The following is a 25,348-nucleotide window of genomic DNA, read 5'->3' as shown; positions in this document are numbered from 1 at the left end:
TGGTATCCTTCCTCAAATCTGTCTCATGTTGCTTTCACGTAGAGCGGGTGGTCGGCACAAGATGTGCGAGAGCACCTGTTCAAGCTGGTGTACTGGATTCATGGACATGGTACTGCTGCGCCAGGCAACAAAACCATCGGGCCGAACCAACATTGCTCCCGTAGATGAGATTCCCAGCTTCGTCGGTCCAGCGTTTTCCTCATCAAGCAGGTCGGCATCTGGTCCAAGACGGTACGCCGAAAGAGCGATCCCTTGTGCCTGGGCAACGGTCTTTGCGGCCTCACACCAGGCAGCTCCCCCTGCACCGGTGAGGAATATGAAGTGGCCATCCAACAGGTCCAGCGTCGAGATGCGTTGCCCCTGCCGTTCCAACCATAGATGCGGGACGCGCGTGCCAGGAAGGCCGGTAAGCTCTTCACGTTCTAGCAGCATGATCTCCTCCGGCACTGGTGGAACGGCATCCTCCGCGAGGATTGCCTGGGAACGATAGCGATAGCCTACTATGGGATAAAAGAGCGGGAGCTCCTTCTCTACAGGTAAGAGTTCACTCTTTATGCCCTCCGCCAGCCAGGCTGCTCCTGGCCCTGTGAGCGACTGCCGGGCAGCAAGGCATCCAACAGGGTGTCGCTCCTGCTGGTAGGTTTCCAGAAGCGCTGGCGGTGCCTCTCTACGTAGAACGGCAGCCAGTTTCCAGCCTAGATTCTGCGCACTCTGAATCGCCGTGTTAACGCCAAGCCCTTTGTAAGCAGGCATGGTATGGGCGGCATCCCCAACCAGGAAGACGCGCCCTTGCTGAAAATGGGTCGCCACGCTTTCAGCGGGTTGCCACGGTGCAATATCCACGATCTCAACAGGCATTTCCGGTGTCCCCAGTGCCTTTTGCACTAGGTCTTTACAATGCTCTGCGGTAAAATCCTGCATAGCTTCGCCCAGAGCAGGTCGGTAGGTAATCATAAACATGCCTAGATCATCTTTGGCCAGCAGGAAAATGCCCTGGACATCGGCATTCTTGATGACAAATCCATCAGCTTCACGCCCTGCGATAAGTTCCTGCCAGGGAGCGCGGAAGTAGACAAAGATGAAGTGCTCAGGAAGCACGCCCATCCCCTGCGATGCGATGCCAAGTGTCTCGCGAATGCGGCTATGAGCGCCGTCAGCCGCGATCAGGTAATCTGATCGCACCACAGAGAATCTTCCGGTGGCACGATTCTGCAAGGTAGCAGTCACGCCGCTGTCATCCTGGGCGAAAGAAACGAGCTCTGTATGGTAGCGCACATCACCACCGCGTTTCCTGGAGGCTTCGAGCAAGACTGGTTCAAGCCGGCTCTGCGGACAATGCCATCCGAATGGGTCGGGGCTCAATGTATCGACGCGTTCCATCAGGCTGGTCGGATCGAAGATCTGTTCTTGCTCTGAGGCAAGGGTTTCTTTCGTGATGACCTGCGAGATTCTTGCACCGGCCTCCCGAACCTCGGTTTCGAGTCCTAGCCCACGTAACACTTCCAGCGTGCGGAAATTGAGATTGCGCGCGCGTGGATAGACCGAGATAGCATCTCGCCGCTCGATCAACAGCGGGCGGATCCCTTGCTGGAGCAACAGCAGCGAGAGGGATAAGCCTGCGCCACCCGCTCCAACAATCAAAACGGGAACCTGCTCCTGCGCCCGAGAATCATTCTGCGTCATGAGATCATCCTTTTTACTTTGCATGCTATTCCTGTGATATAACAAACAGTTGCGCCGCCAATGAGCAAGGGGATATGGGGATGCTGGACTTCTTTGGGCTTATTGATCACACCATGTACCTAACCTTAAGTTAGGCTCATCCTGGGTCCACAGGAAGGCGTGTAGGAGCATCAGGATAGGTGTAACCATATGCGAAAAACTCCTCTTCATAATCGCCTGCTCCTATGCCCACAGTGAGGCGTCCATGCGAGAACACATCGACGGTCGGGGTCATCTGTATCAGTAGCCTGGGATCGCGGTAGCTATTATAGGCCAGGATTGTCCGATACGCACCGGTTTGGTCTCGCGGGCCAGGGCTGAGAGCATCGTCCAGCGCTCAAACAGCATATCCTCCGCCAGCATCACATGAATGAAGTAGTCGCGTATGGCCTTCAACGCTTCTGATGTCATGCGTTTTTCTCTTTCTTCTCAAAAAGATCTCTCTTGTTGAGAGGGGTACCGTTCTGGTATATGATGTTACTAAGTAACAGTCTGCCTTTTCTAAGAAAAGCGTAGTCTACCGGTTTTTGAAAAACAAGGTACAATCTGGAAGAATTGTCAGATAAATGACAGGGAGCGTATTATGTCTCACAACTCAGGCAATGCGTGAGTTGGCATGTCGAATGCCAAACCTGTGGAGCGCGATGGAGCATGAAAAAGGTCAGAGACCGGCAAAAGTTTCCCTCCCATCCTCCACGAAAAACGCCTCTGCTAAGAGAGGAGCTGCGCTGGACCTTACAAGGACCAGATTGGGCCATAGCTGACAACTAGCAGAAAACAGATTAAGACTCAACAGTAAACGAATATGTGAGAAAGAGAGATGAGTATGACACGAGACCAACTGCTCCATGATCTAAGCGCAACGCTTTGTTCGCTGTCCTCCAAGCATACGCTTCGAGTCGCCCTTGATGGAATCGACGCAGCAGGCAAAACAACCCTGGCTGACGAATTGGCTCCGCTGATTGAGGCGCAGGGAAGGCCGGTCATCCGTGCTTCGGTTGATGGCTTTCATCAACCTCGTAGCGTTCGGCTGAAGCGGGGCTCCCTTTCACCGGAAGGCTACTATGAAGACTCCTTTGATTATGCCTCCCTACGTACTGTGTTGCTTGACCCACTTGGGCCACAGGGGAATGGATACTACGGGCGAGTTGTCTTCGACTTTCGTACAGATACGCCTCTGGTCACTCCATTGCAGGAAGCTCCACCGAACGCTGTTCTGCTTTTTGATGGAGTCTTTCTCTTGCGTCCTGAATTAGTGCATCAGTGGGATTATCGCATCTTTGTCTATGTGAAGATGGAACGAGCGTTGCAGCGTGCCTTGCGGCGCGACCTGTCCCTTTTTGGCTCAGAGGAAGTGATTCGGACGCGTTATCTCCAGCGCTATCAACCTGGACAACGCCTCTATTATCAGATTGCCCGTCCGCATGAACAAGCAAACGTTCTCGTTGACAACAACGACCCATCCTTCCCACAATTGCTCTTCCCTTCTCAAACCGTAAGCCTCTCTTCACTTGAGCCGTAAGAAAAGAGCACGCGAATGGCTCCTCCGTAGCGCAGAAAACAGATTAAAAACTCAACATTAACGAATATTTATGTGAGAATTTTGCTTTATCCTGCTGTCTATTCTCTCTTTCTTTTTGAAAATACAGCAGGGTAAATTTATGTGAAAAACACGGGGCGTCTTCTTCCCTGCAAACCGTCTCTCCAGGCCGAAGTAGAGGAATTTATGGAAAAGTTATCTGATTGAAAAACGAATATTTATGTGAGAATCCACAAGAGGGAACCGTAAAGAAGTGAAGAAAATGCTACTTCGTGCAATGCTCAAAAACTCTAAGTAAATATCACGGCAGCCGTCGCGGTGCCATGCCGATTGTTGTGTAAAGATCAGCGGAGAACAAACGAGAAAAGATGTGTGAGGTATTTGCTGGTTAGATGTCCTCTTAACTGGCATCGATTTTGAAGATAGTCAGAGAGATCGGACAGCACTGAAGCTTTGACAATCGTCTCTTGTTCAGCTATAGTACGTACCGATAACATCATCTCAAAGGGGTTCCGTCCGACCATGACGCCAGTGGTGCGCTAACTTCATGCTACTCATGCTGGAAATACAGCTGTAAAATCGCGTAGATCGCCATCACTTACATACTACTGATGCGCGATTATGTCGTCGTGAGATGAAAGTAGTAATGCAACATTGAAAGGTAACATATATTACCGGACTTTCCGACTTCTTCAAATACAACCTCTGGGCCAACCAGCGCTTGCTCGACACCTGCGAACAGCTTACTGATACCCAGCTCGATGCCGTTTTCCCTGGCACCCACGGTAGTATCCGCGTCACCCTCAAGCATATGCTAGGCGCTGAGGAGAACTATGCGGCCAGCTCGATGGGTAGCTTCCCGACCACGCCGCCTCTACTCGAGGATGAGGGAGCCTCGCGCTCCTTCGCCGAACTGCGCGAGCGTGCCCGCAGCACAAGCTCGGCCATGATCGCCTTTACCGAGCAGGTCACACCGGAACAACTCCAAGTAATCCAACTCCTGTTTGAAGGCATCTACAGGGCGCCGCTCCTGGTCACGGTCATCCAGTTCATTGATCACGGCATCGACCACCGCTCTCAAATCTGCACGACTCTCACCCAGCTCAGCATTCAGCCGCCCTCGCTGGATGTTTGGGCATATAATGAGGCAGCGTTGAAATGCGGGTAAATCAAGCAATAAGATCTATTCGCACTTAAGATCTGTAGGTGAGAATCAGGCCCACGCTCCGGTCCTTCTCTCCACCAGAGAACAAAAGCGATAAAATAGACCCTACTTCACTTTATTGCACAACACAAAAAATTCCCTCCTCTCCCGCATCACCGTCGCAGCTACGACTGCAAGACTGCTTCCTTATGGACAGGAGCAGAGAGTTTTGCGCCTGTGATTTGAGCGATGCCGAGATCAGCGCCAACACAGGAACAATGAATGCGAGCACAATAATACAGAGCACAATATGGATGACGAGTGAATGTGCACGTTTCTTTGCTTGCATAAATGCCGCCTCTCTTTCCTTACCTGCACCCTGATTCAGATCACAGGTGAAGCGCAGATAATCCAACATTGCTCTCATCCTTTGCTAATCATCACTCGTTTCAATACTCTTCGCATCGTTATGTTTACGAACGCCAAGGAAAGACATGCCGCGCTGCGACTCCTGGACCTCCACCATGAAACCAATCGCTTGTAGTTGAGCCACAAGCCAGGAACTTGACAGGCGCAGTTTGCGATAGCTACTCTTGCGCAACGTCCACTGCTCGCCCTCGCGCACGTAGAGCAGATCATGCACCACCACTTGCGCGGGCTCATACTCAAGGAAGCAGGTCAGGATAGTACTAGCATCACTGCGCACCGGGATAAAGCGATCCAGGCCCCGCTGCTCAACAGAGAGGTCGCGAAAACTGAGCACGCATCGCCCACCCGGCACAAGCAGGTGATGAATGGCGCGCAGCAATTGCAGCACCTCATCCCTGCTCTCCAGGTGAGGCAGCGTATCACCCATGCAGACAACGAGATCAACTGGAGTATCAACCAGCCGCACAACGTCCCGGATATCGCCTTGTATAGGGACAATGGCGCGTTCGCCCTTGCGCTCGACCAGTTCCATCAGCAGGCGCTGGCTCAGATCGATGGCCATCACACGAAAGCCCAGATCGACCAGAGCAATCGATTGAAAGCCAGACCCACTCCCCAGATCCAGTGCCGTCCCCGTGCCACTCGCAACAACGCCCCAGCGCTCAAATAAAGCCCGTTGCTCGGCCACCTTCTCATCAAAGGGCCCGAACATCCAGCTATAGTATTCGGCAAGTAACTGCTCATAATGCTGTGCCACATCAGTCATCTTTACACTCCAGCTTTGTTCATAGCTTGCAGATACAGAGTAGCTTCATCCACTAGGATACGCGTATACTGAAGCATCAATCCTGCGTCAAAAAAACTCTCCCGAAGCCGCTCACGGCTCGACTAAGGCATTCTAGATTTAGAAAAGCCTCATTGTGGTAGTTGTAGTGATTCTCTTGAACGACATAGCTAAAACGAGAGAAGGTGATCTTCGCCTGACGAGGGTTAGCCTCACGTGAGGCGAGGATAAGCCGAGTCTACCTTCTGAACAGCGACGAGAGCTATCTCGATAGTGGCTGTTTTGTCTGCCGCAGAGTGTACAAGCATGCTCCAACCCAAATCTTCACGGTTAATAGTCGCCCTGGCAGTTAAATTTGCATAGGCATCTACTCTGGAGCTCTGAGCGTTATATGTGACATCGAAGGTGATGGATTTCGTTGTCCCAAGAAGTGCCAGTGTCCCCGTCACTTTATAGGCAGAGCCACCGATATGCTCGACTTCTGTACTCTTAAAAGCATTGGTGGGATATTTTTTCACGGCGAAGAAGGCATTAGAACGTAGATGGTTATCGCGCATTCTATTATGCGTATTGATACTGGCCACGTCGACTTCAGCCTCTACCCAGGAATTGGCAGGGGTTTGCTCATCAATATGAAGCTGACCTTGTAGCGTGCCGAAACTTCCTCGCGTTGTAGTAATCGACATGACGCGAATAGCAAACGACACCCGTGAACGATTGGAATCGATTTCCCAGAGCATGGTAATCCCCCTTGAGAAGCACTTCTGCGAGAAAAGCCTCTCACCGATGTATATGTGATATTGAGCGGCTGTCCTGAGATTCTGGTAAAGACAGAATTACTGTTGTGCTTTTGTTAAGGGCATGTTCCTGGTCGATTCTTTGGCCAGAGTCCCCGCTGTGTGAGGGACCGAGCCAGCCAGCGGAGTGGTGTCGAGATATCTGACCTCGTAGACGCGCTCGGAGAACTTCCAGCCGTCTTCAGTGCGCCGGTAACAGTCGTGATAAATAGCATAGTTCAACTCCGAGCCACCGTCGCGCCTCCGTCCAAGCTCTGAGACGTAGGTACGTCCGACTGCGGTATCGCCCTCGAGCCGAATCGTGCCCGAGTGCGTAGTTTGCACAAAGTAGTCTAACAGACCCTGGAGCCGCTCGAAACTGGCGCGGATCTCTCTTCGACTGGCGGCTCTGGCATTGATATGAGGAATCTGCACCACGCCGTCCTCTGTGAATAGCGCTGCGAGGCGGTCGTAATCTTGCATCATCACCGCATCAGTGAACTCGCCGCGTAGTACCTCAATTTCGCAGCGATCAGCAATGGCCTGAAAATCGCTCATCGGTTTTCTCCTTCGTGTCTCTATTTCATGTGTGAAGAGAGAAATACAGCGTTTACCGGGTTTGTACCTCTCTCTTTTGTTCGCTGTGTCGAACGATAATCGATTTCGATAAACAGATGTTGTTTTTTTTCATATGTCTAGTATGATGGCAGGGAAACTCAGAGTCAACCAGCAATCTCGCACCAGATGAAAGAAAAACAACGTTATCCACATAATCTGAGAGAAAAACGCCACTATTGAGCAATTTGTTGACTAGATCGCGATTGATTCGAGGCGGAGGGAAAGCATGAAAACGGATGCTCGTGTGCGCTATACCAGGAAGGTAATCAAAGAAAGCCTTCTAAAACTGCTGACCGAGAAACCCATCCAAAAAATTACAGTGAAAGAAATCTGTGAACTGGCGCAGATCAACCGCGCTACGTTTTACACGCATTATCACGATCCCTTTGATCTTTTAGAACAAATGGAAGACGAAGCTTTTGAGGAACTCTTCGCAGTGATCACCACGGCAAGTCAAGATGTGACTAACTTTGCCAAAAAAGTGTTCACAATTGTGAAAAAAGATGCGGACCTCTTCAAAATCCTTTTTTCGGAAAACGGAGATAAACGGTTCTTAAAAAAAATCATGGAAGTTCCACAAGCCAGGATGGTAGCCAGCTGGCACCAACTCTATCCTCAGGCGACCGAACACCAACTGGATATATTCAGTACCTTCATTATCAATGGCGCTATTGGCGTGATTGAACAATGGGTGCGAACGGGAATGCAGGAAGAAATACCGCTCGACTTTGGAGTCATCACCAAACAACTCATTGAGATCTGGTTAAATGTCTCACCATGATCCGGAACAGCAACGATTCTTGCCCAATTTCGGAAACTGTCTCAAATGTGGTGAAAGCGTAGTATGTTGTTGTCTCAGTTTGCATACTCCCCGGGTAAAGCCACATGAATTGGTGGAGACGTGTGGGGACAGCAAATTCACCTGAAATATCGTCGCAGACCATAGAAATCCTATTTATTATACCGAGCATCTAATTATTGAATATCTTTCATGAACCTCAAAAGTTTCTAATGCAGGCAAAACCGAGCCCGCGTGAGGCTATTCTGGCGAGGTTGGAGTCCCGACATTTTTCCTCATGAAAAAGCTTACAAAGATCGAGCCGCGCCCTGTACGTGTGGCTCTCACCTCCAGCTATCCGGAATAATTAATTATTCTTGAATCCCTTACAGCGGCCTGGAATAACACCACAACTCTCCGACAGTGAGTTGGTGACCATCGCGCTCTATCAGGAACTCATCGGCAAACCGCGAGAAGATCACTTCTTCCGACTGTATGCTGCCAGTCTACGGGTCTTCTTTCCTAGACTCAATGAACGCACCCGCTACAATCGTCGCAAGCGTTCGCTTTGGTCAGTGATTTTGGCCGTCCGCACCAGCTTGCAACTGGTGCAAGAGGGCCTTTGTTTCGAGAAGATAGCAGCCATTGGCTCAGCTCCGGTCCCCTGCGTGAGCTACAAACGCCGCAAACAAGCTAGCGATTTTGCTGGTCATGCCGACTATGGGATTTGTAGCAGCAAAGCCATGAAGTACTTTGGCTGCAAATTGCATATCGTTGTGAGCCTCACTGGTCTCATTCTCGGCTTTGTGCTCACCAAAGCCAGTCTCGACGATAATCAGCCCGTGGTCGACGTGCTGGACACATTTCCCCATCACCTTGAGCATGTGCTGTGGGATGGCGCTTACATAATGCTCACCATCAAGCCAGTGTCTGAGGCTTCAACTCCCAAGATACTGATTCCGTCGGGGAGAGGAAGAAGTGGAGAGCCCCTTTTCTTTTATCGACAACAGCACTGGAGCATCGACTCAAACTGATCAAGTGCTCGATGTATGGACGTGGCTGTGTCGAGCTCTTACGCCAACAAGTGCTCAGCGATATCTCTTGATATTGCTGAGCACCATTTCTGCGGGAGAACGACGATATCAGGTACTGGACAGTTTCACCACCTTCAATCCTGGACAATACTTTTTCACTCAAACCAGGACAGGAAAGCTGTCGTGATGATCACCTCTGCGCTACTGCCGGCCGCCGAGGGCCTTGCGCTTGTTGTCAATACACTGAAACAACTGGTTGAAGGAATCCGAGAACCGCTGCACTCCCTCGTCTTGCAGCTGCTGAGTAAACTGGTCATAGTGGATGCCAGCTTCTTCGAGTGCAGCAAGCGCAGCCTTCGCCTCTGTGATCTGGTCCTCGATGGAGAAACGCACCCGTCCATGCTCGCGGAAATGCTCGATCGTGGTGGGAGCCATCGTATCCACAGTGTTGGGACCAATCAGCTCCTCGACATACAAGACATCATGGTAAGCTGGATTTTTCGTGCTCGTGCTCGCCCACAGTGGCCGTTGGACACGTGCCCCCCGCTGCTTGAGGGCTTGGAAGCGTGGCCCGCTGAACAGCCGTTTAAACTCCTGGTACGCCAGGCGGGCATTGGCGATAGCGATCTTGCCTTGCAGGGCTCTCAGCTGCTGCTGCCGAACCAGGTCACTCACAGCATTCATTTGGTCTGTGAGCAGTTGGTCCACCAACACATCCACACGACTGACAAAGAAGCTGGCCACTGAGGCAATGTGTCTGATATCCTGGCCTTGCGTACTGCGTTCTTCCAGGGCACTGAGGTAAGCCTCAACCACCTGGCGGTAGTTCTCGATTGAGAAAATGAGGGTGCTATTAATGTTGATGCCCTCAGCCAGTGCCTGGCGAATGGCGGGAATGCCTGCCGGAGTTGAGGGAATCTTCACCATCAAGTTAGGTCGAGCAATCGCGTGCCAGAAGCGGCGCACCTCTGTTAGAGTACCTGCGGTATCGGCTGCCAGGTAGGGGGACACTTCGATACTTACGAAGCCGTCTTGCCCATCTGTCAGCTCATAGACGGGACGTAGCTGGTCAGCTACCAGACGCACATCGGTCATTGCTAGTGCTTCATAGATCTCCTGTGTGTTCTTGCCCTCGGCGATCAGTTGCTGCATTTGTTCATCATAGGTAGTGTCATGCGTCATTGAGTGCTCAAAAATGGTGGGATTGCCTGTCGCACCGCAGAGGCCATCCTCGTCAACCAGGCTTGCAAACTGCCCCGAAAGGAGGTGACTCCGATCAATGTCATCGAGCCAGACACTTTGTCCCAGTGCTTTGAGTTCCAATAAAGGATTCGTCATGTGATTGTCTCCTTGATAGATATTTCTCACCTAAGATATTCGTTACCCTTTTCCCAGCTTTTCGTGAGCACTTGCTTGGGGCTTTCCTATTCCACCTTCGCTCCAACCTCTCGCCAGCACCAGACATCCCGCAGGTAAGCCAGCAACTCCTCTGATGAGAACTGAGGCGAGGCATAGGCGACATAGCCATCTGGCCTCAGTAGATAGCAGGCTCCTTCCTGTAAACCAGCGCGTGCTGCCTCTGGAGTGAAGGAGAACTGCTTCACTGGCACTTCGGGATGCTCTCTGGTAAAGCCCTCGATCTCTGGAGAAACCGTGCCATAGACCTGCAAGTGCACTTTGAGAGTGCACAAAGCATCATAATTGCTGCTTCCATCGCTGCACTTCACCCAGGGCAAACGATCGCCCGCCTGCACAAGGCTGGCCGCTCCCCGGCTCATGGGACTATGGCGGTAATTGAGCCGCGTCTGTGAAATAGTGCCGAAGAACCAGCGGCGCATCTGAGGCAACTGGGAAAGCCCTGAGAAAAGCGGGGCCACAATCGCGGAGCGAAACAGCCGCGCCCTCAACGTGGGACTGGATGCAGCGGTGAAGACGCGATCGGTGGTTGCCACCAGCAAGTGCGCGAAAGCCATACGCTCTGGCTCGTAACTGGCCAGTAAGCGCTCGCCGGCCTCTCCCTGGAGGACTGCAGCCAGTTTCCAGCCCAGGTTGCTGGCATCCATCAGCCCGGTATTCATGCCCTGTCCGCCTGCCGGACTGTGAATATGGGCCGCGTCCCCCAGCAGAAACACTCGTCCGCGTTGGAAGTGTTCTGCGATACGGTGATGCGTGTTATAGGTCGAAAACCAGAAGACTTTCGCAACCTGTGCACCCATAGAGTCCTCAAAAGTGGAGCGCACATCCTCGAAGGTGAGGTCCGTCTTGTCGGTCAACTCTGGCGGGACATATCCCAGGACGCGGTAATGGTTGGGTCCGGGCATTGGGAAAAGGGCATGGAAGCGATCTCCATCGATGCTGATGCTGATCACACCTTCGGGCTGCGGAGAGGTAATGAGCGCGTCCGCCACATAGAAATGCTGGGGATAGGTTCCTCCTGGGAAATCGAGGTTAAGTGCGTGCCGAACCTGGCTGCTGGCCCCGTCACAGCCGCAGACATAGCGCGCTCGCACACGCTCACTTTTTCCATCGGCGCGTTGTAACTCCACGTTTACCCCCTGCTCATCCTGCACAAGATCACCAATCGTGGTTTCCCATCGCACCTGCCCAGCCTGCTCTGTGAACGCTTCAAACAGGAGGCGCTCAGTTCTGTCCTGGCTCATAACGAAGAAGTAGGGGTAGGGAGAGAGCCCTTTACCGATCTCACCCATTTTGACCCGCCCCACAAGACGCCTGTTGATCAGCAGGTTCATCTCTTTCACCGGTACACCCTGTGGCAACGCCCGATCGACAATGCCGAGCATATCATAGGTTTCCAGTGTGCGCGCCTGTACTCCCACCGCTCGCGATTCGCTAGTCAGACCGGCCTTCTTCTCAATGACCATTGGGTGTATCCCTAAGCGCGCTAACCAACAGGCCAGCATCAAACCTGTTGGGCCGGCACCAACAATTAAGACATCAGTGTCCATTTCCGTTCTCCTTTTCCCTCTCACCTGGCGTTTTTCTTCCGCAACGTATGCTCTGGAAGGAGGGACGTTTTTCTTCTCCCGCTCTGGGCTGATCAAACGTGCAGTTGATAGTTATAAGCGAGCTCACGCAATCACTCCTTCAGACAAGCAAATGGTATTGTGAAAAAGTGTTCCTTCCTTAATTTCCGGTTCAAGCTTCGACGTACCGTGGCAGGCCGAAAAGGCGGGCTTTGACCCGATCAAACACCCTGGGGGGGAGAACCCTGGAAAGCCACGGTAAACGTCTGGATAACGGTCCCACAGGGTAGCGGGTTCTGGGTAACCTTGCGGTGAGAGCCTTGAGCACAACAGCGGCCATCACCTCTGGACACGCCCCGGCCTCCTCATGCTTGACGAAGGTCTGGACAAAGGCACGATAGGCTGCAGCATAGCGCCTGGCCCCTTCTTCTGGAAAGGTGCTGATCATGGCCTCGCTATCCTTCACCAGCTTCCCCACTGCAGGCGTGCGAATGCTGCCAGGAGCAATCAGGCAGACCTCAATCCCCCAGAGAGCCAGTTCCATGCGCAAGGCATCATTGATCGACTCTATTGCATATTTTGATGCACAGAGGGGACCCCCAAAGGGAATCGTAATCTTTCCTCCGACCGAGCCAACGTGAATAATGCGCCCGCGAGCTGCGCGGATCAGCGGAAGAAAGGCCTGGGTGACGGCCACTTGCCCGATGACATTGATCTCGAACTGGCGGCGCAACTCGGTAATGGGAAGGAGTTCCATCGGAGCCGTGACCCCGATGCCTGCACAGTTCACCAGTCCTGTCAGGCCTGCTTCTCCCACGGTTTCAGTAACCTGCATCGCGGCAGCAGTTATCGAGTCTGCGTCAGTGACATCCAGAAAGATCGGGGTGAGGGATGCAGGTGCCTGCTGCTTGAGCGCGAGCGCATCCTGTTCTTTCCGTACGCCCGCGAAGACGTGGTAGCCCGCTTGTGCCAGCAGGAGCGCACAGGCGCGCCCCATTCCAGAAGAGGCGCCGGTCACGACAACCGCTCCCCTGTTGATTGGTATGATGTCAGTCATAGTTCCCTCCTTATATGTTTCAGGCCTTTCATCGAGATGGCCTGGCAGGGTCGCTCCCTGCTGGATATGCCCCGCCGGGAAAAGGCTACTTCCTCCACGCGGATTATCCGGCAGAAAAAGATCGCCCTTCTCCAGTAGTTTCTCCTGAGGACTTGGCCTGTATCGCCGAAACCAACCAGGGCCTGTTCATCACCTTCCTGCGGGAAGCTAACACTCCTGCGTGTCTGGTCAACCGTAGGGCGGAACACCATGTGGATCGACTTCCTTTGAAGATGCCATTAAAATGAATTATTCATTATGACTGATCATCAGGAGGAACTGTATTTACCGCCAGCAGCGGTAATCCGAGATCATAGAGCTGGGTGAGAATACCGTGTAGCGCTGCCTGGTCGGCGAGTGGCCCACTGAGTACGGTTTCTCTCTCTTCACAATGGGTGATGGTCAGGCCGTGTAGCCAGTCCTGCCATTCCAGATCGAGATAGCCCTGGATGTGGATCCGGTAATGCATTGGTTTCATCATCATTCGTTTGCCCCTCATCTTTGCCGATCAGCCGGACAGCAATCTGTTCTAAGGAAACTATACTCTCTTAGGCTGAAGGGAGAGAGAGCCAAAAGATGTAGGGTAGGATGTATTTTTTTGTCGGGGAGAGCCGCTACATCTCACAAAGCCAGCCCTGCTCGCGGGCGAGCGCGACGGCCTGGGTGCGGTTAGTAGCAGATAATTTCACGAGGATATTGCTCACATGGCGCTTGACGGTGCTATAGGCGATCACCAGTTGCTCTGCAATATCCTCATTCGAGGCGCCAGCTGCAATCAGGCGCAAAATTTCTTTTTCCCGTGTACTCAAAAGAGGAAGTGGTTTCTGCGATCCGGCAGCAAGAGCTTTTTTTTCAACAAGTTCCTTCTGAGCGGAGGCTTTTTGCTCGGATATGGGGAAATGGGCCAGTAGCCTTTGCACAGAAGGTTGCTGAGAGGGGGTGCGCTCGCCCAACTGGATCAATAAACACTGCACAGGTTGGCCTTCATTGAGAAAGAGGCGCAGATAACCACCCGGCTCGGCCAGGTGGAGCGTAAGTGCCAGTGCATCCAGAGCCTGTTCGCGCTCCTGGAGAGCAGCATAGGCCAGCGACTGGATGAGCAACATTTCTATTTCACGCTCGCCCCGGCCATCTTCTCGCGCTACCTGCCTCCATCTGGGAAGATGGTCCAACACAAGCCTGGCTTTTCCTTGAGCAATCAGCCAGCGGGAGAGGAGAAGATAAGCGGCCTCCTGCGCATACGCTGGCGCGTCGTCAATCTGGACAGCGCATGCGCTCAGACAATGCTCTGTTGTCACATAATCCCCCTGGATAAGGGCCACGCGTGCCCTCTCGATCAACGCCTCGCGGTACACCTCCTGGTGATCATATCGACAAGCCAACTGGAAGGCCTCTTGCAAACGCTGCTCCGCCAGCACCGTTTCGCCACGAGCCAAAAGGAGGCGGGCGTGATACAGTGCTCCCAGACTCAGAAGTTTGGTATGCTGCATGTGCTGAGCACTGGCCAGGGCTTGCTGGAGAGCCGCTTCCGCCTCTGAAAGTTGATCCCATTCCAACAACACCTGACTCCAGCGTGCAAGTACCTCGGAGGCGGGAAAGCGCAGATCCCGGGTTCGCTCTATCACCTGCTGATAGTGTCGTGCCGCCTCTTGCAGTTTGCCCTGCATCCGTAAGAGATCGGCCAAACGTAGTTTACAGGAAATGAAGCCGGAGAAATTAGGGATACCCTCGTTCACACGCAGACTCTCAGCAAAAATGGGCAATGCCAGTTGTACCTGACCAGTATGCAAAGCAACAAAGCCAGTCATCAGACTGCGTGCATCTTTTTCCACCGGGGCCTCACCCGAGAGATAGGGCAGCGCCTTTTCTCGATAGGCAAAGAAGGAGGAGGTATGGCCTAACCAGTAGCAGCGCACAGCCTGATGGGCCAGGGTAGCTCCCAGCCTTGTCAACTTCCCCTGCTCCTCAAAGCCCTGCGCGGCCCTCTGAGAGGCCTCATCAAGTTTTTGGAGTTCTCCCATCATAATCAAAGCGGAGTTATACCACATCGCCAGTTGGGGATGCCTGGTAAGGACAGCCGAAGGGAGGCGCTCGATCCAGGAAACGAAACGCTCATAGGGATAGCCCTCGGTAACGGGAATGCCCTGCTGTTCGAGCATAATGGCCGCTTCATCGTAATCTTCCGCACTCATGGCGGCCTCTACAGATTCCAGAAAGAAGCCCTGCTGCTTATACCAGGCGCAGGCGCGTCGATAGATTTTCGCCACATGAGCTGTTCCAGTGAGCTTGCGCTGGCGATGCTGGAGCACTTCCGCGAAGAGATGATGATAGCGATACCAGGAACGATCTTCATCGAGCGCGACAGTGAAAAGATTCGCCTCCTCCAGGTATTCTAGCATGCGATCTCCATCTGAACGTCCACTGACAGCATTACAGAGTGAACCAGTCAGGCGCGGAAGAAAAGACGTGCAGAGCAAGAACTCTTGCACCTCTGACGATTGTTGGTCGAGGACTTCCTCGATCAAATAGGTGCTGATATGTCTATGGCGTCCGTTCCAGGTGGAGAGCCAAAGCAACTTATCAGTCCGATGTTTGAGTGAAAGGGCTAGCAGGTGGAGTCCGGCAGGCCAACCTTCCAGATGCTGTTCAATTACCTCCAGCATCCCCCCCTCTGAGAGAACGACGCCCAGTTCCTGCTGGAGAAAGAGAGATGTTTCCTCTGGTGAAAAGCGCAGGTCCAGAGCACGCAGTTCGTAGAGTGAACCGCGTGCTCTGAAACGAGCCAGAGGGAGAGGGGGGTCGGAGCGCGTACTAATGATCAGATGCATAGGAGCAGGCAGATGCTCAACAAAAAAAATCATATCCTGATGGATCTTCTGAGAGGTAATCAGGTGATAATCATCCAGAACAAGCACCAAGGGAGACAAGGAGCAGGCTAGCGTATTCACCAGCGAGACAAGAACGGTATCGATGGGGAGTGACCCCGGAGATTGGAGCAGAGGAGTGATCAGGTGCTCCAGAGGAGGATACAATCGCTGGCAGGCAGCAATCAGGTAGTTCCAGAAACTTGCAGGATCATTCTCTGTGGCATCAAGGGAGATCCAAGCGATAAGGCCCTCAAAAGAGGAGGCCCAATCCGCCAGGAGGGTTGTTTTGCCAAAGCCAGCGGGAGCCGAAATGACAGTCAATCTATGCCGATTGACCTCATCCAGCTGCTGACGTAAGGCCTGACGATCCAATAGTTGAGGACGTCGGGGAGGAATGGCCAATTTCGTCCTCAACAGAGGATGCAAACCTGCCCGTTCAGGTGGAGAAAACGAAGCGACTCCTGCCAGATCAGATGAAGAAGGATGGGGGGATAGCCCATTGAAGTTGATCATGTCTCTCTCTCTGCTAAGTTGGTTCAATATAGTTAACTACCTCATCTGCTGAAAGCATAGCATGTAAGCAGGAAAACAGCAAGATGTGGTTCTGAGACAGAACATGACACATCGTTAAAAGCGGGCGCAGGGGTAGTGTTGCAAAAACTGGGGAAGAAACTCTGGAGGACTGAATTTCCCATCTTTGTAAATCACGGAACTATGAGGATCTAGCACGGATTTAGTGATCATGGAATAATATGTGATAGAATAGGAAGCAACCTGTTCTTTCATCTTTTCTATCCATGGATTTTTTCCTACCTTAATATCAATGTGCATCATCGAACAGGAGTGGTTGACGTTCCTTAGGAAGAAAGAAGCACGACCCCCGGTCATTGTATCGCATGCCAACGATGCGTCCTTGGCGATACCAACGCCAGATCGTTTGAGCAGGTAACGTTGTAGGAATGAGCCAGTTCCTCGGCAGTGAACATGCCCTGTGCTCGTAAACGTGTGTACCGATCGGCAAGACCATGATGCCAACGAAGCTGATAAACATGCGTACTATCAAGAAGCCAGCAAATGCTACGCAGCTGGTATACCCGCGGCAGAGGCAGACAGAGATATCACTATTGATCGCTATGTAACCTAGTGCAGGCTCAGAAAAGCTCTGGTGGAAGAACCAGAGCATTCCTCAGGAAGCCAATTGATGAGAAGAAAGAGGAGCGGGAAAGAACGATGCCATACGAAGAGACGATCCAGGTGGTTCAACAGGCGCTGTCGGAAGCTCTCGTCGAGTTGGAGAAATGGTTTGAACAATCAGAGGAGAGCCGCTGTTATCATCCACAGGATGGCGGCTGGTCGATCCAAGCTATTCTTGAGCATGTGACACTGACGAACCATTACCTGCTCCTCATTATTCGTCAAGGACGAGAGAAAGCGTTGCGCCGAGCACAGCGCGGAGAGTCCATACATGAGGGAGAGAGCGATCTGGATCGCCTGACCCCGATTGGACATCCTGACGCTTTCCCCTGGATCAGGCCAGAGCATATGGAGCCAACAGGAGCTTCCCTCGAAGATATTCGCACACGCCTCCATGCGCAGTACCAGGAGTGCCTGAGCATTCTTGCTGCACTTAGAAAAGGCGAGGGCTCCCTCTATCAGGTGCGAATGTCCGTGCAGAATCTGGGTAAGATGGATATGTACCAGTGGCTCTATTTTCTGGTCCTTCATCAGAAACGCCATATCGCTCAGATCGAGCAGGTCTTTGAGGAATGGCGCCGAGCTGTATCTTGATCACGCCACGCCCCAGCACCAGGAGCATTTGATTGAGAAAGGTGAGGAGCTCAAGCAACTGGCTGAGAAAGCGACTCCAGCAGCTCACAGCCGAAGTAGCCGCACACACGTTGCAGAAGTTCGCTTGCGGTCAAGAGCCGAGCGGACTCGACAATCGCACGCTTGCCATATGGTCTCGATACTCACCTGGTTCGCGGTCAAGCCTTGCTCAAAGCTGACCTCTGCTGCCAACTCTAGCGTCCAGACACTCGTCGATTTTCCAAAGGTGCGCGGACTCTGATGCAACAAAGCTCGCAGGGCTTCACATTTAGCCTGGTCAAACTGGGCCTGTACCGTCTTTGGTCGGGAGGACTCCTGCTTGAGGCAAGCGACGCCTTCCTCTTCAAACGCATGGATGGCATTACAGACGGTTTGCGTGGCCCAGCCCAGATTCTGAGCAATGACTTTGAGGCGCTGTTTTCGACTGGAGGCGAGCACAATCTGGCTGCGATGCAGGGTAAAAGCATCGGAGGAGCGCAGTCCAGCTTCTAACCCTGCTCGCTCTTCTGGACTCAACGCTCGAACGTATATGGGGGCTTTCATGCCCTCATTCTAGCAGAGGTTTATTCCTTACACAACAGGTCTCGTGAACCTGCACTAGTTGTGAATATGCGACTATTGCCGCACACTATGTGCGGACAAAAGAACTTGGACTCTCTCCCGGAACGCGGGTCCCTACGCTCACTGGCGCTGGTATCTTACCAATTGACATTCTTTGGGAGAACGATGATTATAAAATTCTGATGACGCAGGGAAAGGTGGAATTTGGGAAGATTCTCCAAGAAGATGAGCAAGAGACGCTCTTGCAGGCGTTGAAGCTTCACTATGAGACACTTCTAGAGGAGTGCCCTATTCAGATCGTTTCCACGGGTCACTCCAAAGTGCTCATTGGCATTACGTCAAAGTATGTCCTTAATCAGCTTGCACCGGATATGGAGATGCTCCGAAGGCTAAGCAGGCAAACCAGTTGTAATGGCTATTTTGTCTTCACCTTTGATTCTAATGTGCCTGGCATTCTCACCTGGGGGAGAATGTTCGCACCAGCCATTGGTATTCATGAGGACCCAGTAACGGGCAATGCGCATAGTCCGTTGGGAGCGTATTTGGCACACTATCGGCTTTTCCCATTTCAGAAAGAGTGCTTTTCTTTTGTTGAAAGGCAAGGCGAAGTAATACAGCGAACCGGACAGGTCGAGGTTCTTGTCCATTGCCAGGAAGGAGGGTTCTGTTGCAAAAAAAGAACCTCATCTGATAGGATAGAGCCAAAAACTGAAAAGAAGATGGTTCTTACCATGCAAAACGTGTTTAAATGGTGTTATTTCCAGGCCGACATCATTCTTTTGTGCGTCAGGTGGTATCTGCGCTATTCGCTCAGCTATCGTGACCTTGAAGAGATGATGATGGAACGGGGTCTGCACGTCGATCACACCACGATTTATCGCTGGGTCCAACGCTACGCACCCGAACTGGAGAAACGCACCCGACCGCATCTCAAAGCCTGTAACAACTCCTGGAAAGTCGATGAGACGTATATCAAGGTTAGGAACGTTTGGATGTATCTCTACCGTGCCGTGGATTCAGACGGCAATATCCTCGAGTTTCTCTTGCGTCCAACGCGGGATGCCGAGTCCGCCAAGTGCTTTTTCGTCAAAGCGCTCGCATCGACTGCTCGATCAGCTTCTCAAGCATGTCCGATTTCAGAGCAGATGGCTCCACCTACGACTCCGACTGATACCACAATCATCACGTCAATTCCTCGCGTGATCAATGTCGACAAGAACGCGGCCTATCCCAAAGCCATTGCTGAGCTCAAAGTCACTGGAATGCTGGCTCAGCATGTGGAATTGAGGCAGGTCAAATATCTCAACAATCTCATCGAACAAGATCATCGCTTCCTCAAACGCTTGACCAAGCCAGGGATGGGCTTTTTCTCCTTCGAAACAGCCTGGCGAACCATCCAAGGATTTGAGGTAATGAACATGCTGAGAAAGGGGCAGGTACAAGGAGTGAACAAAGGAGATGTACAAAGACAGGCTACACTGGTCGCTAGACTCTTTGGCATTGTTGCCTAAGCTGAACATGGAGAGGCCTACCACGCTTATCTTGTTTCTTCTCATTTTTTGCAACACAGCCGATAGGATGGGTACCGCTGATCATGAAAGACGCGATTGGTCGCCGCGATCAGGCTGGCCTCCCCGACCTCAGCAATCGCTCCCCCGGTGTTGGTATTGCGATCAAAACAAGGGAAGTTACTGCTGGACACCTCCAGGCAGATGCGATGTCCGGGCAGAAAGACGTTGGCCGTGGCCCCAAGGTCAAGCCGCAGTTGATAGACGCGGTTAGGCTCCAACAGTTCTGGTAACACAAAGGACTCACGATAGCGAGCGCGCAGAATCCCATCGGTCAGCAACGCGGCGCGACCATCTGGAAAGACATCCACCAGCTTTCCTGTAAAATCGGTATCCAGGGCGGATGAAGCCACAAAGAGAACCAGCTCGATGGGGCCAGTTACCTCCATCGGCTTTTCCAGTGGCGCAGTCGTATAGCAGAGCACATCTGCGCGTGCTTCGATCAGGGATTGATCGCGGGGTCCCACATTGGCAATAGCCACCGAATTCGGCAGCAGAGTGGCTCCTCCCACCGTGGGAACCGGATCATGCGGATCATAGATATAGACATCCTCTGGCTCTTCTCCAGGAGAAGAAGCAGAGAGCCAGCCATCTCCCGTCAGACAGTTGGCATGCCCCTGGCTATGCAGATACAAAGAGCGGAAATCGGTATCGGGCAGCGGCCAGTCCTCTTCCTCACGCCAGAGGTTCTTGCCCATCACAAAGAGGTACACCGTCTTCTCCTGCTCGACGCCGTTGGAGAGACCCTTGAGCCAGTGATCGAACCAACGGATCTGCATGCCCGTCAGATCAAGCACATCTGCGCTGGCCTGCAACCCATAGCTGAACTCAGGAAACAGACCGGTAAAAGAGATCACGCTGTCGGCGACAGGCGTGAGCGGTCATTTGGACCACATCGCGCAACAGTCCATGCAAGGGAAAGCGCATCTGTACGCAACGCTGGAACAAGGCATTTCCCTGACCACCCTCTTTGGGTACCAGACGGCGATCTGGCGCAAACATCTGGACCTGCCCAAAGCCCATGATGTGGACGCTCTCTGTATTGTCACCTACGACACCGGAGAGGTTATTCCCTGCCAGCAAGACCGTTTTTACCAGGTGGGGTTTCGCCCGCGTCGAACGCGGCGGCACTACCATGATTTGCCTCGGAAAGGACAAGGCAGGGTGCGCTATCAGGTCAACAGCGAACTGGAGGGCTTTCGCAAAGGTGATGTGGTGCGCGTGAAGGGCACCTCTGTCAAGCAAATCAATTCGATCTACAGCGACGGCTATCTTGCCTTTCCGCGGGTCAAAGGGGAACTCTCAAAAGCTCGACCGAAGGATTGTGTGTTGCTCGAACGTGGCACCACAATGCTCTGGCAAAAGATGGCAGAATGATCAAGAAATGTCGAGGATCCGCTATGAATCCAAAGAACGATTATAATACCCCGCCGAATAATACTATATCTAACGCAAAGTTGATGATTGAAAATTGAATCTACCTCCGTTTACCAGGGCTTTTCCATATGAGAAGCGAGAGAAACGAATTCCTGGCTGCTCCCATCAACTCTTGACATTTCTCCTGCGTTGTCCTATTCTTAAAACAGAGGAACATACACTGACGTATGTTCTGTAGGAGGGCCCATTGCTACAAACAAGAGAAGATTGGATACACGCCGGGCTGCAAGCCCTGACCGCTTCTGGCGTTGAAGGCGTGAAGGTCGAAACACTGGCAAAAGAACTACATATCAGCAAGGGGAGTTTTTACCATTACTGGCCTGATCGGGCTACATTTCTCGAGGCTCTGCTCGCAGATTGGGAGGAACGGGGGACGCGCGGTGTGATTGATGCCCTGGAGAAGATCGCATCGCCACACGAGCGTTTGCAGCGCTTGTTTGAGATAAGCTTCTCAAGCGAGAAACGGCTTGAGGCCGCCATACACCATTGGGCCAATGTAGATGCAGCAGTGGCATTTCGGCTTTCCAGGGTAGAAGAGATGCGCAAAGCCTACATAACGAAATTGCTCTGTGATATGGGCCGGCCTTTCACCCAGGCGCGCGAGGTTGCTCGCATCTATTACCTGGTCTATCTTGGCTGGGTTGATTGGAGCCAGCGCAACGAGTATCCCCCTGATGAACTTACTGATCTCTATCGCTCATTACTGACCTACTTTTAAGGTTACAATTCCTGATCCCGCCATTTTTTTGGCAAAAAAACATACGCATGTGTATGTTTTAAAAAAAGAGCCCTCTGAGGGCTTTCACCTTCCAGTTCTCACCATGCGCTCCGTGTATGCGGGGCGAAGGTCCTTTGTCGAGAAGGCCTGGTTCTAATTGAAGGTAGGCGTTTCTATGAAGAAGACCCTCCTGGGTATCGCTGCTCTCCTGCTGCTTGGCGGGATGGTCCATATCGGTTTGGGTATAGCTCAAATGATTTGGGTGAGTGGACTGGTGTTGGATGTGCTCTGGTTCACGAGCGCTGGCTTCGCATTAGTGTACATTGCCTTTATCAACTATCTGGTGACTACAGCAGGTCCCACACAGACCCGTTTTTTTGTCATTGGGCATACCACCAATATTCTAGGCTGCATCTTGCTTGGACTGATCCTGATCAAGTTGCCAGCGCCACATGTGGCATTGCTTTTTCTTCTGCTCGTAGCTGAAACAGGCCTGATGATCCGGACCCATATGCAAGTCAAGAAAGGCTCCCTTACCTATACAACCGTGTGAAAACTTCTGAACCAACCCCGCTTTTGTAGCCTCTACAAAAGCGGAGCAGGTTCACCCTTACCCTCGTCGGACTCGCTGGTTTCCGGCAGCGGACCATTGGCTCGTGATCCGTTGCTCACCAATGGGAGCATGTGAAGAAGGCATATTCAGAGAATATGATGTTTTAAAAATAAATGCAAAATAATACGGCAAGAAGGAAACGTATTATTTGTAAGGTGCATGATGACATACGATCAGGTGGAAGAATAAAAGCAGAGGTGCTGAATAGATGCTACAAATTGAACTCTCAGCAGGCATCATTGAGTATGAGGATACGGGCGGTAGCAGTCCTGTGATCGTGCTACTATACGGGCTGCTCATGAACGGCTCGGTATGGCTTCAGGTCGTTGGTGACCTGAGCAACGACTACCACTGTCTCATACCAACGCTCCCCGTAGGCGGTCACTGGCAGCCCATGCAAACAGAAGTCTCTCTCTCGCTCCACGGCTTAGCTTCTCTTCAGGTCGAGTTTCTAGAGGCTCTGAACCTGCGCGAGGCTACTTTGGTCGGCAACGACCTGGGCGCATTCCTGGTCACAGCTGACTCGTATCCTGAGCGACTCGCACGGCTGGTGATTACCTCGTGTGAAGCCTTCGACAATATCCCGTCCGACCTACCCGGACATGTCATCACGTTCGCGGCAAAGATCCCCCGGGATCTGAATGCCGCTGTCCAGCCTCTGCGTTTGCGCGCTTTGCGCCATTTGGCGTTCGCTTTTGGACTGATGGTGAAGCGTCCGATCTCTCATGAAATCACCGATGCCCGGCTGCACGTATTGTTAAGCCAACGTGAGATTCGGCGTGATGCCCTGAAATATCTGCACGGCTCCAGCAAGAGCGAACTGCTAGCAGCAACTGAGCGTCTACGCTCTTTTGAGCATCCAGTCCTGATTATTTGGGCAAAAAAAGATCGGATGATGCCTCCGACACACGGACTGCGGCTGGAGGCACTCCAGCCCCGGGCACAATTGGTAGAGATCGTCGACAGTGGGACGCTCATCCCTCTCAACCAACCTGCCACACTCGCCCACGCCAGCCGCCAGTTCATCCAAGATACACCTTGAATGGAACAACTTATTGAAATGAACATCCTCAAAAGGAGAGCCAAAGATGACAGACGTATCTCAGACACGTGCCACATACGACGTGTTGATTGTTGGGGCGGGACCGGTTGGCCTGACCCTGGCGAATGACCTGCTGCGCCGGGGCATCTCTTGCCGCCTGATCGATAGCGCGCCCCAGGCCGCCCAGAAGACAAAAGCACTGGGCATCCACGCGAAAACGCTGGAACTCCTCGCGAAGATGGATGTGGCCCACACCGCCATTGAGCGCGGACTCAAGTCACCGGCGTTTCGTCTCTCTAGTGACGGCAAGCGCCTCGTCAGGATCGACTTCCAGGAGCACTTGCTTGAGAGTCCCTTTCCCTATGTGTTGATGCTGCCACAACACGAGACAGAACAGTTGTTGACAGCACACTTGCACAGTCAGCATGGTGCCATTGAATGGCAATCGGAGCTGATCAGTGTCACCCAAGACGAACAGGCAGTGGAGGCTGTGGTGCGCCATGCTGATGGGAGAATCGAGCAGATCCGGGTGGGCTTTGTGGTCGGCTGCGATGGGGCCCACAGTACGGTACGTCACCTGCTCGGTCTCCATTTTGCCGGGACAACCTTTGAGCAGAGCTTTGCCGTGGGCAACGTGCGCCTGAACTGGGATCTGCCCTACGATGAGATTGTCGCCTGTGTCCATCGGGGCAACTTCATTGCGTACTTTCCGATGGCTGATGGACGTCATCGCGTGGTCATTGCCTATGAGCTGGAGAAAGCCCCTACCGGAGAGGTCACGCTGGAAGAAATTCAGCGGGTCATTGAGACCTGCGGTCCGGTGGGAGCACGCGCCTCGGAGCCAGCAGACCTCACCCGCTTTCATGTCAATCAACGCCGGGCTGAACACTATCGTTGTGGCCGGATCTTTCTGGCAGGGGACGCCGCTCACATTCATTCGCCGATTGGTGCCCAGGGAATGAACACTGGTATCCAGGATGCGTTGAATCTGAGTTGGAAACTCGCGCTCACGATCAAGGGGATGGCTTCTCCACGCCTGCTGGAGAGCTATGAGGTGGAACGCGAACAGGTGGGGGAAGCCCTATTGCGTGGAACCGAACGTGCCACCCGCATGGCACTCACCCGCAATCCGCTGCTATTGGGGCTGCGCAATGCACTGGCCCCGCTCTTGTTTTCCTCGCTTCCTGGTGCAGCGCATCGACTGGCAGAAGCGCTCTCTGAGATCAGTATCGCTTATCCGCAGAGTCCCATCGTGGTCGATAGCCGCGACAAAAAAGGAACGCTACGGGCTGGCGACCGTGCCCCAAACGCCCTGATACGGGTGGGTGGAGGAGCAGAATCCTGCCCCCTCTTCGAAATCTTCAAGAGCCCGCGTTCGATCCTGCTTGTGTTTGCGGCACGGCAGGAAGCAGAGGCAGTCGAGCGACACTGGCGTGAGGTGGAAGCTTTGCTCTCAGCTGACTATCAGGAGATGATCGAGCTCTACCTGGTCACGCAGAGCGGGGTCTCTGGATTGCAACAGGAGGGCAAACAGATCCTGTGTGACGTCACCGGGGAACTGCATCGGCGCTATGAAGCCGAACAGGGAGGAGTGGTCTTGATCCGCCCCGATGGTTATATTGGTTTCTGGGGGCAAACCGGTGTCACCGAGGCTTTGCGTAGCTATATACAGAGCCTGTTTTGTCCGCAGAAGGAAAGGCGGTCAGCATGAACCTTCTCGCAAGAGGTAATCATCATTGAGCTTCTATAACCATTATTCTATGACCTGATTTGATGAGCCGAAAAAACGGTGCACCATAACCGCACAGTG

Annotated in this window: 23 protein-coding genes and 2 pseudogenes; 12 read left to right on the top strand and 13 right to left on the bottom strand. The window is 52.7% G+C overall.

Features of this window, described 5'->3' with window-relative positions; all coding sequences use genetic code 11:
• Positions 1-12: 12 nt before the first annotated feature.
• Both KTT_RS35645 and KTT_RS36890 read right to left on the bottom strand, forming a co-directional pair.
• A complete protein-coding gene (locus tag KTT_RS35645) occupies positions 13-1,683 on the bottom strand; it encodes an FAD-dependent monooxygenase (protein WP_126603056.1) in 1,671 nt (556 codons plus the stop codon).
• A 279-nt stretch (positions 1,684-1,962) separates the two neighbouring features.
• The gene (locus KTT_RS36890; protein WP_218031088.1) at positions 1,963-2,133 is read right to left on the bottom strand and encodes a hypothetical protein; all 171 of its coding nucleotides are present in this window, start codon (positions 2,131-2,133) and stop codon (positions 1,963-1,965) included.
• A gap of 415 nt (positions 2,134-2,548) precedes the next feature.
• Here KTT_RS36890 and KTT_RS35635 point away from each other — a divergent pair, with 415 nt between their 5' ends.
• Both KTT_RS35635 and KTT_RS35630 read left to right on the top strand, forming a co-directional pair.
• On the top strand, positions 2,549-3,244 hold the full coding sequence (locus KTT_RS35635; protein ID WP_126603054.1) for a nucleoside/nucleotide kinase family protein: 696 nt from the start codon (positions 2,549-2,551) through the stop codon (positions 3,242-3,244).
• 688 nt (positions 3,245-3,932) lie between these two features.
• Positions 3,933-4,430 (top strand): DinB family protein, encoded by a 498-nt coding sequence (locus KTT_RS35630; protein ID WP_126603052.1) that lies wholly within the window; start codon positions 3,933-3,935, stop codon positions 4,428-4,430.
• Between the two features lie 112 nt (positions 4,431-4,542).
• Here the strand turns inward: KTT_RS35630 and KTT_RS35625 are convergent, their stop codons facing one another.
• From KTT_RS35625 to KTT_RS35610, 4 genes are all read right to left on the bottom strand, one after another.
• A complete protein-coding gene (locus tag KTT_RS35625) occupies positions 4,543-4,824 on the bottom strand; it encodes a hypothetical protein (protein WP_126603050.1) in 282 nt (93 codons plus the stop codon).
• A gap of 15 nt (positions 4,825-4,839) precedes the next feature.
• Complete coding sequence (locus KTT_RS35620; protein ID WP_126603048.1) at positions 4,840-5,601, bottom strand: class I SAM-dependent methyltransferase; 762 nt, start codon at positions 5,599-5,601, stop codon at positions 4,840-4,842.
• A gap of 230 nt (positions 5,602-5,831) precedes the next feature.
• Complete coding sequence (locus tag KTT_RS35615; RefSeq protein WP_126603046.1) at positions 5,832-6,359, bottom strand: YceI family protein; 528 nt, start codon at positions 6,357-6,359, stop codon at positions 5,832-5,834.
• Positions 6,360-6,455: 96 nt separating this feature from the next.
• Positions 6,456-6,953, bottom strand: a complete 498-nt coding sequence (locus tag KTT_RS35610) for a YybH family protein (protein WP_126603044.1) — start codon at positions 6,951-6,953, stop codon at positions 6,456-6,458.
• A gap of 286 nt (positions 6,954-7,239) precedes the next feature.
• On the opposite strand from KTT_RS35610, the gene KTT_RS35605 reads away from it, so the two are divergent.
• Together KTT_RS35605 and KTT_RS35600 are read left to right on the top strand one after the other, a co-directional pair.
• A complete protein-coding gene (locus KTT_RS35605) occupies positions 7,240-7,794 on the top strand; it encodes a TetR/AcrR family transcriptional regulator (protein ID WP_126603042.1) in 555 nt (184 codons plus the stop codon).
• Positions 7,795-8,177: 383 nt separating this feature from the next.
• A pseudogene (locus KTT_RS35600) lies at positions 8,178-8,696 on the top strand (transposase); the annotation flags it as partial.
• Between the two features lie 330 nt (positions 8,697-9,026).
• On the opposite strand, the gene tal reads toward KTT_RS35600, so the two are convergent.
• The 5 genes from tal to KTT_RS35575 all read right to left on the bottom strand — a co-directional run bounded on the left by tal (position 9,027) and on the right by KTT_RS35575 (position 16,285).
• Positions 9,027-10,163 (bottom strand): transaldolase, encoded by a 1,137-nt coding sequence (tal, locus tag KTT_RS35595; RefSeq protein ID WP_126603038.1) that lies wholly within the window; start codon positions 10,161-10,163, stop codon positions 9,027-9,029.
• A gap of 86 nt (positions 10,164-10,249) precedes the next feature.
• Entirely contained in the window at positions 10,250-11,791 is a 1,542-nt protein-coding gene (locus tag KTT_RS35590; protein WP_126603035.1) for an FAD-dependent monooxygenase, read from the bottom strand.
• A gap of 190 nt (positions 11,792-11,981) precedes the next feature.
• Positions 11,982-12,866 carry an SDR family oxidoreductase gene (locus KTT_RS35585; RefSeq protein ID WP_126603033.1) on the bottom strand — a complete coding sequence of 295 codons (885 nt, stop codon included), beginning with the start codon at positions 12,864-12,866 and terminating at the stop codon, positions 11,982-11,984.
• A 295-nt stretch (positions 12,867-13,161) separates the two neighbouring features.
• On the bottom strand, positions 13,162-13,389 hold the full coding sequence (locus KTT_RS35580; protein WP_235845961.1) for a DUF8691 family protein: 228 nt from the start codon (positions 13,387-13,389) through the stop codon (positions 13,162-13,164).
• A gap of 130 nt (positions 13,390-13,519) precedes the next feature.
• On the bottom strand, positions 13,520-16,285 hold the full coding sequence (locus KTT_RS35575) for a winged helix-turn-helix domain-containing protein (RefSeq protein ID WP_126603031.1): 2,766 nt from the start codon (positions 16,283-16,285) through the stop codon (positions 13,520-13,522).
• Positions 16,286-17,002: 717 nt separating this feature from the next.
• Here KTT_RS35575 and KTT_RS35570 point away from each other — a divergent pair.
• Positions 17,003-17,560: a DinB family protein gene (locus tag KTT_RS35570; RefSeq protein WP_126603029.1), complete on the top strand. Its 558-nt coding sequence runs from the start codon at positions 17,003-17,005 to the stop codon at positions 17,558-17,560.
• Positions 17,561-17,644: 84 nt separating this feature from the next.
• Here the strand turns inward: KTT_RS35570 and KTT_RS35560 are convergent, their stop codons facing one another.
• A complete protein-coding gene (locus tag KTT_RS35560) occupies positions 17,645-18,142 on the bottom strand; it encodes a helix-turn-helix domain-containing protein (RefSeq protein ID WP_235845960.1) in 498 nt (165 codons plus the stop codon).
• Between the two features lie 71 nt (positions 18,143-18,213).
• On the opposite strand from KTT_RS35560, the pseudogene KTT_RS35555 reads away from it, so the two are divergent.
• Positions 18,214-18,804: pseudogene (locus tag KTT_RS35555) on the top strand (PhzF family phenazine biosynthesis isomerase); the annotation flags it as partial.
• Between the two features lie 75 nt (positions 18,805-18,879).
• A complete protein-coding gene (locus KTT_RS35550) occupies positions 18,880-19,671 on the top strand; it encodes an IS6 family transposase (protein ID WP_126603028.1) in 792 nt (263 codons plus the stop codon).
• A gap of 41 nt (positions 19,672-19,712) precedes the next feature.
• Here the strand turns inward: KTT_RS35550 and KTT_RS35545 are convergent, their stop codons facing one another.
• Positions 19,713-20,585: a CocE/NonD family hydrolase gene (locus tag KTT_RS35545; protein WP_126603026.1), complete on the bottom strand. Its 873-nt coding sequence runs from the start codon at positions 20,583-20,585 to the stop codon at positions 19,713-19,715.
• A gap of 28 nt (positions 20,586-20,613) precedes the next feature.
• On the opposite strand from KTT_RS35545, the gene KTT_RS35540 reads away from it, so the two are divergent.
• The 5 genes from KTT_RS35540 (at position 20,614) to KTT_RS35520 (ending at position 25,249) form a co-directional block, all read left to right on the top strand.
• On the top strand, positions 20,614-21,105 hold the full coding sequence (locus tag KTT_RS35540) for a hypothetical protein (protein ID WP_126603024.1): 492 nt from the start codon (positions 20,614-20,616) through the stop codon (positions 21,103-21,105).
• Between the two features lie 247 nt (positions 21,106-21,352).
• Positions 21,353-21,883, top strand: a complete 531-nt coding sequence (locus tag KTT_RS35535; RefSeq protein WP_126603022.1) for a TetR/AcrR family transcriptional regulator — start codon at positions 21,353-21,355, stop codon at positions 21,881-21,883.
• 175 nt (positions 21,884-22,058) lie between these two features.
• Complete coding sequence (locus KTT_RS35530; RefSeq protein ID WP_126603020.1) at positions 22,059-22,436, top strand: hypothetical protein; 378 nt, start codon at positions 22,059-22,061, stop codon at positions 22,434-22,436.
• 268 nt (positions 22,437-22,704) lie between these two features.
• Positions 22,705-23,538: an alpha/beta fold hydrolase gene (locus tag KTT_RS35525; protein ID WP_126603018.1), complete on the top strand. Its 834-nt coding sequence runs from the start codon at positions 22,705-22,707 to the stop codon at positions 23,536-23,538.
• A 46-nt stretch (positions 23,539-23,584) separates the two neighbouring features.
• Complete coding sequence (locus tag KTT_RS35520; RefSeq protein ID WP_126603016.1) at positions 23,585-25,249, top strand: FAD-dependent monooxygenase; 1,665 nt, start codon at positions 23,585-23,587, stop codon at positions 25,247-25,249.
• Positions 25,250-25,348 lie beyond the last annotated feature (99 nt).

This window comes from Dictyobacter aurantiacus, assembly GCF_003967515.1.
Lineage (GTDB): Bacteria > Chloroflexota > Ktedonobacteria > Ktedonobacterales > Ktedonobacteraceae > Dictyobacter > Dictyobacter aurantiacus.
This window is presented reverse-complemented; position numbering and strand designations above follow the sequence as displayed.